This is a genomic window from Ktedonobacter robiniae, from assembly GCF_016587375.1.
In the GTDB taxonomy this organism is placed as follows: domain Bacteria; phylum Chloroflexota; class Ktedonobacteria; order Ktedonobacterales; family Ktedonobacteraceae; genus Ktedonobacter; species Ktedonobacter robiniae.
Genome location: NZ_BNJG01000002.1, coordinates 946,067 through 961,504 on the forward strand (window position 1 = coordinate 946,067; position 15,438 = coordinate 961,504).

Sequence of the window (15,438 nt, forward strand, 5' to 3'; positions counted from 1 at the left end):
CACTCCCCACTTTTCCTTTTCAATAAAGCTTTAATAGAACACTAAGATATATGTACATGCACACGGTCAATTTCCACTACAATATATTCCGTGAGCTTGTCTAGAATGCTCCTCTCGTAAAACTGCACCGGGTCCAGCGAGACATGAAAATCATTCTGACAATGACCAATGATATCCACCACCATCAATGAGTCCATTCCAAGATCTTTCAAATCTTTTACATGCTCTATTTCTGCCAAAGGCTTTCGCAATAAGAGCGCAAGCTGTAGCAGCAGATATTGCCTGATCAAAGCCAATCGCTGCGCTTTTGAAGCTGTCTGTACCTGTTCAACGATCTCTTTCAGCTGAAAAGGGACCCCACTTGCGCCAATTAGTTCTCCCTCACGTGTTACCTGCGATCCTAGAATATCCACTTCACGATCAGGTAGAGAAAGAGGAGGCTTCTTCTCTGAGGTTAGGGCTGAACCTGTAATTAATGGTGTGGACCCTTTCGCGGTGGATTGAGCCTGGCAACGCTTTCGTAGGGCATTGAGAGCATATAGACCACTCAATACGCTATCATCGTCAACGCCAAAGTCAAGCAAACAGGCAATTTCATTCACACCTACAGCCTGCAATCGCTCAACCCAAGCCATGCCTGTCTGCGGAGTTGCAAATAAGGCGCTTTCGCGGAAGTAGCGCTCAAAGGAGTAAGCCAGAAGTTTTTCGCGTTCGGCTACCGTCAACTGATCAAGCTTCTGCTTCCCATGCCTCCACAGGTTGACCGAAGATTCAAGGTAAGCTGTAAATGGTGCGCGCACTTTTTCACGCACAATATCGAGGCTATCGTGGATAAAGGTATGCATCATCAGAGTCACATGGCCTGTTTCAGGGTCATAGCCATGCTGGGCACGCGCCATGCGATACGCCGTGATCTTCTCTCCCAGTTCCTCTACGCTCTGGAAAAGCAAGCCAGTCAGCACATTCAGCCCCATAGCACCCGCTTCTTTAAAACGTTCGAGGCTCCCTGTGCATGTAAGCCAGGGAACAAGCGTCTTTTGCCTGGGAAGAGGATACACACGCGTCGGAGTCGCCTGCTGCTTCCCATTAGGGAATGAGAGTGATTTCCCTTCCCAGAGCTCCTGTACGACCCTTATACTCGCTAGCGTCTCCTCTTTGCGCTCGGCATAATGTGTCGGGGCCAGTACAAAATCGTTGACATTCCAGCCCGTCGCAAAGGCCAGGTCAACCCTGCCTTGAGAGAGATTATCTACAACAGACCATTCTTCGACCACGCGTAACGGATGATGCAGCGGCAAGACGACGCTCCCAGCACGCAGGCGAATGTTCTGTGTAATCATAGCCAGAGCCGATGCCAGCACTGAGGGATTGGGGTAGAGGCCGCCAAATGGGTGAAAGTGCCGCTCCGGTAGCCATACCGCAGTAAAACCATTGCGATCCGCAAATCTCGTTCCCTCTACTAAGAGGTGATACTTGTCATCATCGCTCGTCTCCTCGTTGCTAGAGAAATAGAGCAGACTAAACTGCATATCCTTCATAGGTTGCCGAGAAGCGCTCTCAGCAATGCCATCACTATCTCGCGCAACGACCTGAACTGCTTCAGGAGCATGTTGCTTCTGGGGAATGGAAGCATTCTGCGTGTGCTGAGAAATCTGCGATGCCAGGGGAGAGGGAATATCAGCATGGAGAATCGCCAATTCCTGGGAGAGTAAGGCATTGCGACATCCCCGGCGCTGTACCTTGCCGCTGGTCGTTTTAGGCATACTTGCAGGCTTAATTAGGATAATCGCATAGGCATGAAGATCATAATGCTCGGATAAAGCATGGCGCATCGCAGCGATCACTTCTCGCAAATCTGTATGTCGATACGCCCGTTCGACCTCCTGCACAATGATAAGCTTCTCCTCATTTTCTACATCGAGAGAGAAGGCGACAGTACAATCCTGACGAGCCGCCGGATGACTCTCTACGACACTCTGCTCGATATCCTGAGGATAGTAATTACGCCCATTGATAATAATCATATCTTTCAGGCGACCAGTGATGAATAATTCCCCCTGTTCAAGAAAGCCCAGATCACCAGTGCGTAGCCAGGGACCATCTCCCCATTCCTGAGAAGAGGTATGGTACGCTTGAAAGGTCTGCCGGGTCTCATCGGGCTTATGCCAGTAGCCTTTGGCGGTACTTGGCCCTGCCAGCCAGATCTCACCGATCTGTCCCTCTGTACACGGAACGAGGTTTTCTGGGTTCACAATCAGCAGTTGCTGATCTGCTCGTGGATAGCCACAACTCACCAGTAAGCGCGCTCCGTCTTCGCCAGGAGCCACTTTCAGTGCCTGATGCAATTGTAACGCCTCATCCTTAAACGCAAGCACAAGTGGCTCAGTTTCCTTCTTACCCATCGTGGCTACCAGGGTATTCTCCGCCATACCATATCCAGGCCTCATGTGCTCCCAGCGCAGACCCGAGGAGGCAAAGGCGGAAGCAAAACGCTTCAATGTCTGATAGCGAACAGGCTCAGAGCCATTCACAGCCGATTTCAAGTTACTGAGATCCAGACCTTCCTGTTGCTCAGGAAGCACTTTCTGGGCACATAGCTCATACGCAAAATTCGGAGCAGCGCTGACCGATGCCTTTGTGCGCGATAGCGCCTGTAGCCACCTCACAGGTCGCTGCAAAAAGGCTGTAGCTGAGAGGAGTGTCACTGGCACATCAGCAAAGACTGGTTGCATTAAACCTAATAACAGGCCCATATCATGAAAGAAAGGGAGCCAGCTGACGATATGGCTGTCCGCGTCATGCTCTAATATGCGATAGATCTGTAATGAGTTATGGAGCAGGTTTCCATGCGTCACCATCACGCCCTTTGGCACCGCGGTAGAGCCAGAAGTATATTGCAGAAGCGCCAATGAGTCAGACGTCACAATGGGCGCTTGCCAGCGCTCATACAGTTCAGGCGTCAGGAGGTCATGAGTAAACCAGTGAAATACCTGACCTTCCGCAACAACAGCGGAGTGTTTCTCCATCGCGGCTTGCATTGACACTGACGTACAGATCACCGTTACCTGCGCATCATGAAGGATAGCATCGATACGCGGCGTTGGCCGGTTAGGCGAAGGTGGATAGGCTGGAACAACAATACCTCCCGCCAACAGGCATCCCCAGAAACAGGTAATGTATTCCAATCCAAAGGGCTGCATCAAAAGCACTCTATCACCTGGAGTCATCCGCTCTTGCAGCCATCCTCCTATAGCTCTCGCCTGGCGATAGAGGTCTTCATATGAAAGGGATACAGCTTCCTCTTCACCATCCACAAGAAATGTATATGCCAGCTTCTCAGGGTGTTGCTGAGCCCTCCATGTGAGCAAATCAATGAGAGTATCTATCATCTCAAAACCTGGAGGTAGGCCTTCACATCTATTCAACGCATTCTCTCCTTACCAGAAATGCTTGTGTAGGTAGCTATGCCCGATGGGGTAATGGAGACACCTTCAGAGTCACCTCTTGTACACAGCCAAAGTGATCACCACTTCCAACGAAGAGATGCTTCATGTCATAGCCCGCTACATCCTTGACATTCTCACTTCCAAAGCGAACAGAAACATCATCTGGTAATGTAGCCTTGATTGCCAGCAGATGCTCAAGGATCGCCGGGCGCGTACTATCCTCTTGTAGAAGTTGAGAAAGTGTCTGGTCTTCATATCCAGGTAAAAGCAGGTCAGAAGAGAGCCCTTGCGCGCTAAGGGATGCTCGCAAAAGAGAGACAGGAACATGAGCCAAAGCCGTTATGGTCAGATTTTCTACGTTGATCTGTATACCAGGGTCCGCTTGTGCTCCTTGAAGGGCTGTGGGGGGCGTTCTGGCATGGAAAGCCGCTGCCTGGGAAGTACAAGCTGAGACAGCTTCAAGTACACGTTGCTGGAAGCCTGGCAGCGCTGGCTCATCGACATACGGATCGGGAAGTAGAATACCCGGATTCAAAATATGGGCTGGATCAAACGCGGCTTTCAGCACTCGCTGAGCAGCAAGTTCACTTTTTGAGAAGCGTAGATGCATATGCTTGCGTTTCTCGCCACCAATTCCATGCTCTCCTGTCAATGTTCCCCCATACCCAGGGCTGCCAGCACAAGTTCATCGCATACCTTGCGCACAGCCTCGATGTGCAAAGGATCGTGCTTGTCAAAGAGGAAAACAGGATGAATATTACCATCGCCAGCATGGCCAGTAGTAATTAATTCCAGTTGATGAGTATCCGCAATTTCGTGTGCGGCATACAACATATCATGTATACGATGGCGAGGCACAGTTGTATCCGCGATATAGAAGCCACGCCCAGTCGTGAGCAGAACCTGTGCGCCAAAGATCCGTCCCTGCCACAAAAAAGCCCGCTCCTCCTCGGTCTGGGCTCGGCGTAGCTCTCGTGCCTGGCCGCGTAGTAACTTCTCTATGAGGGCACAATCAACCTGCACTTCATCATCAGTACCAGTGACATCGATAAGCAACAATGCTTCCGCATCCAATGGATATCCTGAGGGGCGAACGCTCTCAAAGAGCCTGGCAGCCTTATTGTCAAAGAACTCTAAAGCGGTGGGGATGATCCCGGCACGAATCATAGCTGACACAGCATGAGTGGCCAGTTCGGCTCTATCAAATACGGCAAGCAGAGTATGGGTAGTCTCAGGCAAGGAAGAGAGCTTGAGCACAGCCTCCGTGATGACTCCCAACGTACCTTCCGAACCGATAAGGAGGCCTCGGAGATCTGGTCCTACATCATCTGCATTCAGACGCACCACTGATCCATTCGCTAATACGGCAGTAACTTCCTGTACATGGTGAGTCGTCACTCCGTATTTTAAGCAATGTGGACCACCAGCATTTGTAGCGATATTTCCGCCAATTGTTGAAATTTGCGCAGAGGCTGGATCAGGAGCAAAGAACAGGCCATATGGCTTTAGTTGAGTTTGGAGCACGCCATTAATAACGCCAGGTTCGACAATAGCTCGCCTTTGCTCCACGTCGATCTGCTTGATACGCTTAAATTGCCGCATATCTAGCATCACGGACTCAGAAGAGGAGTGGAATCCCTGGCAAATATTCGTTCCTGCTGCACGTGGTATCACAGGCACCTTGTATGCTGAAGCATATTGCAATGTCTTGATAACGTGCTCGATATGGGTAGCACGCACAACAGCACCCGGTTCACTCTGTTGCGACCAGAAGTCACGAGCGCTGTTCTGGAGATCTTCGCGCTTGAGAGAGAAAGCCTCTTCAGGCAAAGCAAGACGTAACATCTGCATAAATTCAGGATGAATCCCCATCAAAAACCTTTCTAACCAGATAGAGCTAGAACACCCTTTTCATTTCGTTTACTGGCCTATTCTTTTGATCAGGCTTCCGAGACGCCGTATGCCTTCTTGAATGTTTTCGCAATTTGTATGAGAGAAGTTCAAACGCATATATCGATCTCTTCTGGCTGCTTGTGAGGCTGAAAGAAATGCTCTTCCTGGAATGAACGCAACCCCCTCTTCAAGAAGCGCGCGTCGTGCTAAAGAGGCTATATCATATACTTCCGCCATCTCAACCCAGATAAAAATACCTGTTTGGGGTGTATGCCAGCATGCGGAAGACGGAAAATGAGCACGCAGAGCCTCAAGCATTGTGTCTCGGCGCTCACGATAGGTAGTTCTCAAGAGCGCCAGGTAGTCATCAAAGGATGTGTTTTTGAGATAAGCAGCCAGAGCATACTGGGTGGTGCTCGACGTTTGAAGATCCTGGGCGTTTTTCGCTGCCCAGAGCAGATGCTGAAACTGAGTTGGGGCCACTAGCCACCCTACGCGTAACCCTGGAGCGAGGATTTTGGAGAAAGAGCCAACGTAAAATACCCAATCTTTATCCAGACTATATAATGTTGGCAGTTGTTCATCAGCATACGACAAGAAGCCATATGCATCATCTTCGATTATAGGTATCTGATACCTACGTGCTAACTCAATCAACCTGTAGCGCTTTTCCAGGCTCAGGGTCACTGACACCGGGTTATGCCCCTGAGGAATTGTATAGATAAACGCTGGTCGTGCCCCTTCCCGTAGTTGCTGCTCAAGCGCATCCACATCCAATCCGGTTTCGGTATCTATTGGGACTGTGAGTATTTCTGGCTGCCAGGGTGCAACAACCTGGTAAATACCCGCGTAGGTATACTCCTCGACCATAATCTGCCGCTCGTGATCAAGGAATAGCGAGGCAAGTAAGCTCATTCCTTGTTGCGCTCCCGCAGTCACAAAGATGAGATCTTCCTGAACGTCACACCCTCGCCCTCTCATCATGTGGGCAATCTGCTGCTTCAAAGCGCTGTCCGGAAGTCCATATTCCGTTACCTGGCGCTCTCGTAAAGCGTGCGCGAGCGCTTGCGTGTATGTTTCGGCGGGAAATAATTCTGGAGCAGGCATGCCAAGAGCAAAAGAGATACTATCTGACCGTTGTGCCTGCAATCCGGCCTCCTGCAAAACGCTTGGCGCGATCCCTTTCGTCCACTCAGCCAGTCGATAATCAGATATCAATGAGTGTTTATCACTCATCATTCTTATCCTTTCTAAAAAGAATACATAAAAGACCTTTTCAGCCTCTCTTGTTATGCTGAAAGGATCTATAAATAAGGTGAATGATGCGGTTAAGCGAGTAACGGGAAGGCAAGAAATAACTGTTATTAGCAAGGCTCTACATCCACAAACATATTATACAAGATTGTAATTCAATTTACGAACTTTTTATTACACTTGTTGCTCAAGTATAGCAGCCATATTAGAGGTGCATAGACAGTACATCCATGCTCAAGAGGAACTACAAAAACAGGTCAATAATAATTGCGGTTCAGACACTACCTTCAATGATGCCAATCTCCGTTTGAGCATAGCTCCCTCTGTCAGGGCAACTTACCGGATTTCGATGCAAAACTTGGATATTCCCCTATAAGCACCTTACACGGTTTATGTTGTCCTGACAAGGGTTTTTAGCCCAATGGGTAGGTCAGGTATGTGTCAAGAAGGTTGACTCATACATCCTTTATAACTCTTGGATTGACACGACAATTGGTGTGAAGGTACTGCGCGACTCCGTTCTTGAAGTCGTAGATCGCGACGGTCTGTGTGTCCTCAAGCGGATCGTCCGAAGGCATTAAGAAGTGCGTCTCGCTTATCGGAAGCAGCTCGTATTTGATGCGTTCTGGTTTATCGAGAATTTGTGCCTGCAGAGAATTGAGGATGAATGTCAGGTAGAGCTTCCCGCCTTCGGCTTCTACTTCGTAACGGACACCAGGCCGCTCGTAAGCACCTTCATACCTGGATAAGTCGAGCGAAAGCGTCGGATCGGGTTTCGGCAAGTCTGGGATCGTGGCTGCTCCAAGGTCGGCCAGGATTTCATTGAACACCTTTTTGTAGAAGCTCTCTCGCGGTCCTCCGTTGGTCAGCATCGAGATCGCGATGTTCGAATCCGGCAGAATTCGCAGACGCGCGTTCTGACCAACGGTGCTGCCGTCGGTCGCGTAGACTGTCTCGCCGTGCCAATTACACACAATGAGACCCAGCGCCCAGTACGGCCCAAACATGTATGGGTCAGGTATGGGAACACGAGACTCCATCATCTCGCGCATGATTTTGGCTGAGACAATTCGCGTTCCGTTTGGCGCTTTGCCTCCGTTGAGGAAGACGTGTGCCATCGCGAGCACTTCCCGAGCTGTCGAGGTGATGTTGCCTCCAGGGCCGAAAGCACGCGGCAGGTAACCCAGTGGCGAAACAATGGGTCCCTCTTCAAGGGACCGGATCAAATGCCCCGTCGCAGCCCGATCCTGGTCCACTTGCTCACGCCAACTGCTCGTGCTGGTCAATTCCAGGGGATCGAAGAGACGATCCTTCATGATGTCGTCCCACCGCTTGCCGTCAATCACCTCCATGATGCGTGCGAGGATCGCGTAGCCCAGGGCTGCGCTGTATCCATGGGTGTAGCCCAAAGGCTGAACTTGAGGTGCACTGGCGATGTTGTCGACCATACGCTCATAGACATCATCGTCTTCGCCGGGATAACCGTAGTCCTCCTCGATACCGTTCGTGTGGTTCAGGAGATGACGGGGCGTGACTTTGGCGCTGACCTCGGGGTCGGCGACCTTGAAACCGGGAAGGTAGGTCCGCACCGGTTCGTCCAGGCCGACTTTCCCTTCGTCGACGAGTTGCATGAAGGCGAGGGCAGTCCATGTCTTGGTCATGGAGCCACACTGGTAGATGGTGTCGGTCGTTGCGGATTCCTCAGTTGACAGGTTCTTGACACCGGCGGCGAAGTCGGTGATCTCTCCGTCATGAAGCACACCGATCGCAGCACTCGGGATCCCGTATTCCGAAAGGAGCTCGGAAACCCGAGCTTGAATTTGCGTTGGATCTATCCCTTTTGTCATTGAGGGCCTCTCCTTATCTCAGTCTTGTGCTGGTGTCGACAGCTACTTCTTCGGGAGGCCAACCGCGTTAGCGGCGTCGGCCTCGAAGTACTCTGTCGTGCCAAAGGGACCGGCGTGCTCCTCGAAGAAGCTCTTGACGCTGTCGATCGAGTCATGAACGATAACGTTCACCGCCTTAGTCCCATCGATGCTCCCCACTGCCAGGGTCCACCTGGCCCCCTTGGGCAGCTGGCCGTACGCCTTCTTCAGCGAACCCCAGAACTTGTCGTTGTCAGCGATTGTGGAAACAGCCATTACGTGCATCCTTTGTCCTCCTCAAATTTTAATAATAAAACGTGGAATAGTCTGATGTCGCCGGGCACGACATGTCGCAGAAGGAGCAGGCACGTTCGCCCTGCTTCGCCTCATCGTGACACCTGGCCCTCGCCATGCTATACTATATTCGCTGCTCATATCAGCGAATATTTAGAATCTAACCTTACATTATCAGATGAATATAAAATATTTATCTGATAATGTAAGGTAAATATATTGTAGGATGGAGGGACGAGCCTTGTCAAGCTTTTCTCAGGATGAACGCGCGAACACCCGTGAGGAGTTTTCGCGGGAGATCCGGCAATTCACTGAAATCAACGCCTCCTTCTTTCGGGTGGCAGCAACGCGAATCGGGATAGCCGTTACGGATATGCAGGTGCTCGATATCCTTGATCTCATCGGCCCGGCGACTGCTGGGCAACTTGCCGATCTCACGGGACTGACGACCGGGGCGATCACCAGAATACTCGACCGATTGGAGAAAGCCGGGCTTGTGCGCCGGGAACGCGATCCCAACGATGGCCGCAAGGTCATAGTCCGCCTCGAAAGGGGCAAGGATGAAATGAGCAAGGTTCGCTCGATTCTGGATTCCGTTGAGAAGACGTGGGGTGAGGTGGCGTCGCGCTATGACGATGAGCAGCTCGCTTTCCTCCTGGAGTTTCTCAAATATAGCAACGCGCGATCCAGGAAAGAACTTGCTCAGTTGCAACAGGAGGCGCCAGCGGGCGAAGGGGAGATCTTCTCCGCGCCGCTGGAAGGCCAGGAGAGTGGCCGGCTCGTCGTCTCCTGCGGAATCTCCCGGCTGACTGTGCGCACGGACGAGGAAATGGCGGAGCTTTACCAGGCCCGCTTCGAGGGACCGATACCGGGCGTGAAAGCGAAAGATGGGGTGGTCAACATCCGCTATCCACGGCGCCTGCTGGGCCTGGGCGAGAAGCAGGGCCAGGCGGTGGTCGCGCTCAGCGTCGCCATCCCGTGGCGGATCGCGATCCAGGGCGGAGCAGCAGAGGCTGTCGCCGAACTGGGCGGGCTTAATCTCGCCGGGCTGGAAGTCAAAGGAGGATTTAATACGATCCGTCTGGATCTCCCCACGCCCTCCAGCATGGTTCCTATACGGCTCGCAGGAGGAGCGTCAGAGATTACTGTGCACCGCCCCGCGGGCGTCGCCATCCGCATCAACTTCAAGGGCTGGGCCTCCGAGCTAGCCTTCGACAATCAAACCTTCAGCGTTGCGGGCAACGTCTCGCAACTGCAAAGTCCTGGTTTTGATCCGACTGCCCCATGCTACGACATCGAAATCACCAGCTACGCCAACAGAGTCACCATCACCTCTGGCTGACGACAGATCTGGCTTCCGACATGCTTGTATGTTTCCCAAAGGTGAATCGCACCCGAGAGCAAAAGAGAAGAGGTTTTGTCAATCCTTCTATGTTATACTGCTGCTTTGTACAGCTAGAAGCGGAGACGCGGAGGGCCTGAACAAAGGCGTTCCGACAGCGCAAGCCAGGTAAATCCTGGTTAAAAGATCAAGAGGGAACATATATCAACATGGTTCAAGAATATATCGAGATTCGTGGCGCCCGCGAGAACAACCTCAAGGATGTCTCACTGAGGCTGCCCAAGCGCAAAATCACCATTTTTACCGGCGTATCTGGTTCGGGGAAGTCATCGGTGGTATTTGATACCATGGCAAACGAAGCACAACGGCTGTTGTTCGAGAATTTTAGCATGTTCATTCGCAGCTTCCTGCCACGCTATCCTCAACCAGACGCCGATGCGATTGAGAACCTGAGCATGGCGGTGATTGTTGATCAGAAACGCCTGGGTGGGGGATCGCAATCGACGGTGGGCACGGTTACTGACATCGCGTCTGTGTTGCGCCTGCTCTTTTCGCGGATTGGTCAACCCTACGTGGGCTCTGCAAATGCGTTTTCCTTCAACGATCCCCAGGGCATGTGCCCGGAGTGTAATGGGCTTGGCCGCAAGGTCGGCATTACCCCGCAAGATCTGATTGATACAACAAAATCGCTGAACGAGGGAGCTGTCATCGCCCCAGGACTGGCCGGATGGGAAAGCGAACTTTATGCGAATTCTGGCTACTTCGACAACGACAAGAAGATAGCCGATTATACAACAGAGGAACTGGACCTGCTTCTCTCCAGCGAACCGCGCAAACATACGGGTCTGGCGTACAACACCTATGAGGGTCTGGTGTACAAGTTCAATCGCAAGTTCGTTGCGCGGGACATCCAGACGCTCTCGCCCCGCATCCGGCAAAAGGTCGAGCCTTTATTGAAGCTCGGCCCCTGTCCGCTCTGCAAGGGTGCCCGGCTCAACCAGGCCGCCTTAAGCTGTAAGGTCAAGGAGTACACTATTGCCGACATGGCAGCGATGGAGGTTGATGAGCTTTTAGAGGTAGTCAAGGGTATCACAGAACCGGCGGCGGCGCCAATCGTTCGCACGTTGACCGAACGGCTGCAACACCTGGTGGAGATTGGCCTGGAGTATCTCAGCCTGGATCGATCCACCGATACGCTGTCCGGTGGTGAGTCACAGCGAGTGAAGATGGTCAAGCATCTCAACGGGAGTCTTGTGGATGTGGTGTATATCTTCGACGAACCGAGTGTCGGATTGCACCCGCGCGATGTCCACCGTTTGAACGAGCTGCTCGAAAAATTGCGTGATAAAGGGAATACGGTGATTGTGGTGGAGCACGATCCCGATGTCATAAAAGTCGCGGACTACCTTGTGGATATGGGGCCGTATGCAGGGAGTGAAGGCGGCCAGGTCGTTTACGAGGGTAGCTTTGCTGGCCTGCTCAAAGCTGACACGCTCACCGGCAACCATTTGCAGTCTACAAGGCCGCTTAAGGATGAATTTCGGCAGGCCAGCGGTATCTTACCGATTGTTCATGCGACGGTCAATAACCTGAAGGATGTAAGCGTGAATATTCCTGCCGGTGTCTTGACGGTAATCACGGGTGTGGCTGGCTCGGGCAAGAGTTCATTGATCAATGAGGCTTTCCTGGGCCAGCACCGGGACGCGGTGGTGATTGACCAGTCAGCTATGAGTACGTCCAGCCGTTCCAATCCCGCCACCTATACTGGCATCATGGATGACGTACGTAAAGCTTTTGCAGCGGCGAACCACGTCGATGCCGGTCTATTTAGCTTTAACTCAAAGGGGGCCTGCTCCAATTGTCAGGGTCTGGGCGTTACCTACACCGACCTGGGCTTCCTTGAGGGCGTCAAGCTTCCTTGCGAAGTATGTGGTGGGAAGCGTTTTAAGGACGAGGTGCTGACATATACATTAGATGGGAAATCCATTGCCGATGTCCTGGGCATGACCATCCACCAGGCGCTGGAGTTTTTTACAGTCAAAGGTGTGCAGCAAAAACTCCAGGCTATGAGTGATGTGGGTCTTGACTACCTGACACTTGGTCAACCTTTAAGTACGCTCTCCGGCGGCGAGTGCCAGAGGCTCAAGCTAGCCAGCGAACTCCATAAACAGGGCAGTATCTATGTCATGGATGAGCCGACAACTGGCCTGCACCTGTCGGATATTGGGCGCCTGCTCACCATCATGAACCGGCTGGTCGATGGCGGGAACACCGTGATTGTGATTGAGCACCATCTCGATGTGATTCGCAACGCAGACTGGATCATTGATATGGGTCCAGAAGGCGGCAATAAGGGCGGCATGGTCATCTTCGAGGGGACACCGCGAGAACTCCTCGGCGCCAGGCATTCGCTGACGAGCCAGTATTTGGGATAGATGCTGGTCTTTGATTTCTGAGAGACCGGGCTAGTTTCCTCCACTTGTGAACATGAGTGGGGGAAACTGGCCGCCCAGAACCGCATCCAGGTGGTTGCCCAGAGCAAGAGAGAGGAGCATACTGTGATTCAAATCACACAGCAGCTGGTTGAACCCAAAATTGCCCCAAAACTCCTACAATAACCGCAACAGGAATTTTTCACTGGATACGTCCATACCGCTTCAAAATGGCCAGGGTCTCGACGAGTGGAAGGGCTTGTGCCCAATGGTTATCTCGCCCATCCATGGAGTGCGCGGTACACAACGCATTGATCACGGCTTCTTCAGTTGCCTCGACCACCGCTGCAAAGAGTCCATCTATGGCTGGGTTCTGTTCGTTAAGCACCTGCACGCTGCGGACGAGAGGACCTGCATCATGTGGAATGCGATCAGCCGTCGAAAAGGCGATAGCCAGGTCGCCACTGCCATGTCCGCCAGAGGTCCCGGTGCGTGCGAGACCAAGCGGCACCCGCCGAGCAAGGCGACCAAGCTGGCGCGCATCAAGGGGCGCATCGGTTGCTAATACCACAATAATTGATCCCTGCTCCTGTCCCACGTGTTGCGCCACACGCTTTTGGCGCGGCTCCTCCAGTTCGCGACCGACCGGAACCCCACCGATAACCAAATCGCCGCAGCGTCCAAAATTCGACAATACTAGCGCTCCAAGCGTGTATCTGCCCTGAGCGGGCGAGAGACACCGGGAAGCTGTTCCAATCCCGCCTGCAAAGCAATAAGTCGTCATCCCTGTTCCTGCACCAACGTTGCCCTCCAAGACCGGCGTGCCAGGAGCAACAGTGAGCGCAGGGCGTACCTCTTGCTCCCCGACATGCCGGCCCCCGATATCGTTAAGAAAGCTATCGTTGCATTCACACACGACGGGATTGACCGTGCCCGTCGTGACGCCGATCGCCGGGTTTCGCTCGACCATAAAGGCCACGAGCGCGTCAGCGACCCGACCCACGTTGAGCGTGTTTGTCAACAGAATGGGCGTTTCGAGTTGCCCAAGCTCATCAAGCTGCACCAGGCCGATGGTTTTGCCGAAACCATTGAACACCGAAGCTGCAGCCGGCACCTTCAAGCGGAAAAGATCGTCGTCGTGCGGCAGGATTGCAGTGACACCGGTGCGTACCGGTCCCACTCCGCGGACCAGCGCGCCATTTCCGCGTATGAGCGTCGTATGGCCAACACGTACGCCTGCGACATCGGCGATGCTATTGGTTGTTCCCGGAGGCAGTGTCCCCAGGATAATCCCCGCCTCGCGCGCACGCATGCGCGTGTTGGGATCTCGTTCACCCATCATCTCTCTCCTTCTTCTGTTTCCCCCTGGCCCCTGTTGAGGGCTAGTACGCTGTACAATTTCGTTTGAAAGGGATTCATACCGCCTGCGGCGGGAGGGGAAAGGGACACAGAGGGGCTGACGCCCCTCTGCACTCCCCACTTTTCCATTGACACCTGCTCCTCCAAAATCTTATACTCAGTATAAGTTTGTTCCCGATGTATGCTTATATTCAATATAGCAAACAGATGAGAGGAGAAGCTGTGTGAATAAGCAATCTGATATGAACGGTGGAGGAGTTGCATTCAACTTCTTCAGCAACCAGTCTTCTGAGAATCCGTTTCCATTGCTTGCCATGGCACGCTCAATGGGGGCCGCTCTCCCGGTTCCTCTTCCATACAGTGACGGACAGAAAGCCTGGATGATTACACGAATGGAGGAAGCAGTACAGGTCCTCAAGGACAACAAACGCTTCACTGTTGATAGAAGGGCAGCCGACTCGAAAGGTTTCTTTCGGCAACGGGAACGTGAGTTCGCTGACGCTCCTGGTCTACTCGGGCAATCCATGATTTCGGTTGACGAGCCAGACCATCGTCGTCTTCGAGGCCTGGTTTCCAAAGCCTTTACACCCAAATATATCCAGAGCTTGCGACCTTCCATTCAACATATTGCCGATGAATTGCTTGATCGTGTACAGGACCAGGGGCATATGGACCTTGTGCATGACTATGCCTATCCGCTCCCCATCAATGTCATCTCCGATATGCTTGGGGTACCTAAGAAGAACCGGGAACAAATTCGCCAGTGGTCAGAGGCTCTTGCCACTGGAGGGCCCGGCGATGAACAACGTCGCAAACGCATTCAAGCCTTCTCCAACTACATTGTGGAACTGGTCGCCGAGAAGCGCAAGAACCCCCAGGATGATTTGATCAGCCAGCTTATCCAGGCCGAAACCGAAGGCGACTATCTCAGTGAACCAGAACTCCTCTCGATGGTGGGCCTGCTCATTTTCGCGGGCCATGAGACGACATCCAACCTGATTGGCATCGGGACGCTCGTCTTGCTTGATAATCCAGAACAGTTGGCAAAGTTGAAGGCCGACATGAGCCTTATTCCCTCAGCAGTCGAAGAGCTTTTGCGCATTAACGGACCGGTGCTCATGCCCGCGCCACGCTTTGCCACAGAAGACACAGAGCTAGGCGGGCAGCACATTGGCAAAGGTGATATCATTATTACGGCACTGGCGTCTGCGAATCGTGATGAAACACAGTTCTCACAGTCCGATGAACTGGATATCGCACGTGACTTGAATCGGCATATCGCCTTTGGGCAGGGCATTCATATCTGCCTGGGTGCCCCTCTCGCTCGTCTGGAAGGAGACATTGCCTTCACGACGCTGCTACGGCGTATGCCCGACCTGAGACTCAATGTACCACGCGAATCGGTTACCTGGCGAGGCTCCTTCAATCTGCGTGGTCTGACCAGCCTTCCCGTCGCATTTTAGCCGAAAGCCTCAGATACTGATTGATTGCAGTGCGGGCGCATTACAATCAATCAGTCCTCTCCACTATGGAAAGCAAACGTGCCAATTTTC

8 protein-coding genes and 1 pseudogene are annotated in these 15,438 nt (G+C 52.6%); 3 read left to right on the forward strand and 6 right to left on the reverse strand.

The genetic code is table 11. From position 1 onward, the window contains the following. Window positions 1-41 precede the first annotated feature (41 nt). The 5 genes and pseudogenes from JMJ04_RS24665 to JMJ04_RS24690 form a co-directional block, all read right to left on the reverse strand. Window positions 42-3,425 carry a MupA/Atu3671 family FMN-dependent luciferase-like monooxygenase gene (locus JMJ04_RS24665; protein ID WP_201373078.1) on the reverse strand — a complete coding sequence of 1,128 codons (3,384 nt, stop codon included), beginning with the start codon at window positions 3,423-3,425 and terminating at the stop codon, window positions 42-44. Between the two features lie 37 nt (window positions 3,426-3,462). Beyond that, window positions 3,463-5,318, reverse strand: a pseudogene (locus JMJ04_RS48855) (FAD-binding oxidoreductase). Between the two features lie 48 nt (window positions 5,319-5,366). Further along, window positions 5,367-6,578, reverse strand: a complete 1,212-nt coding sequence (locus JMJ04_RS24680) for an aminotransferase-like domain-containing protein (RefSeq protein ID WP_201373081.1) — start codon at window positions 6,576-6,578, stop codon at window positions 5,367-5,369. 470 nt (window positions 6,579-7,048) lie between these two features. Next, complete coding sequence (locus tag JMJ04_RS24685) at window positions 7,049-8,440, reverse strand: serine hydrolase (RefSeq protein ID WP_201373082.1); 1,392 nt, start codon at window positions 8,438-8,440, stop codon at window positions 7,049-7,051. A 42-nt stretch (window positions 8,441-8,482) separates the two neighbouring features. After that, the gene (locus JMJ04_RS24690; RefSeq protein WP_236038373.1) at window positions 8,483-8,734 is read right to left on the reverse strand and encodes a hypothetical protein; all 252 of its coding nucleotides are present in this window, start codon (window positions 8,732-8,734) and stop codon (window positions 8,483-8,485) included. 259 nt (window positions 8,735-8,993) lie between these two features. On the opposite strand from JMJ04_RS24690, the gene JMJ04_RS24695 reads away from it, so the two are divergent. Next, window positions 8,994-10,094: a MarR family winged helix-turn-helix transcriptional regulator gene (locus tag JMJ04_RS24695; RefSeq protein ID WP_201373084.1), complete on the forward strand. Its 1,101-nt coding sequence runs from the start codon at window positions 8,994-8,996 to the stop codon at window positions 10,092-10,094. A 209-nt stretch (window positions 10,095-10,303) separates the two neighbouring features. Continuing rightward, window positions 10,304-12,529: an ATP-binding cassette domain-containing protein gene (locus JMJ04_RS24700; RefSeq protein ID WP_201373085.1), complete on the forward strand. Its 2,226-nt coding sequence runs from the start codon at window positions 10,304-10,306 to the stop codon at window positions 12,527-12,529. Between the two features lie 199 nt (window positions 12,530-12,728). Here the strand turns inward: JMJ04_RS24700 and JMJ04_RS24705 are convergent, their stop codons facing one another. Next, window positions 12,729-13,838, reverse strand: coding sequence for a DmpA family aminopeptidase (locus JMJ04_RS24705; RefSeq protein ID WP_201374483.1), 1,110 nt, complete (start codon window positions 13,836-13,838; stop codon window positions 12,729-12,731). A 271-nt stretch (window positions 13,839-14,109) separates the two neighbouring features. On the opposite strand from JMJ04_RS24705, the gene JMJ04_RS24710 reads away from it, so the two are divergent. Continuing rightward, a complete protein-coding gene (locus JMJ04_RS24710) occupies window positions 14,110-15,348 on the forward strand; it encodes a cytochrome P450 family protein (protein WP_201373086.1) in 1,239 nt (412 codons plus the stop codon). Window positions 15,349-15,438: the final 90 nt, after the last annotated feature.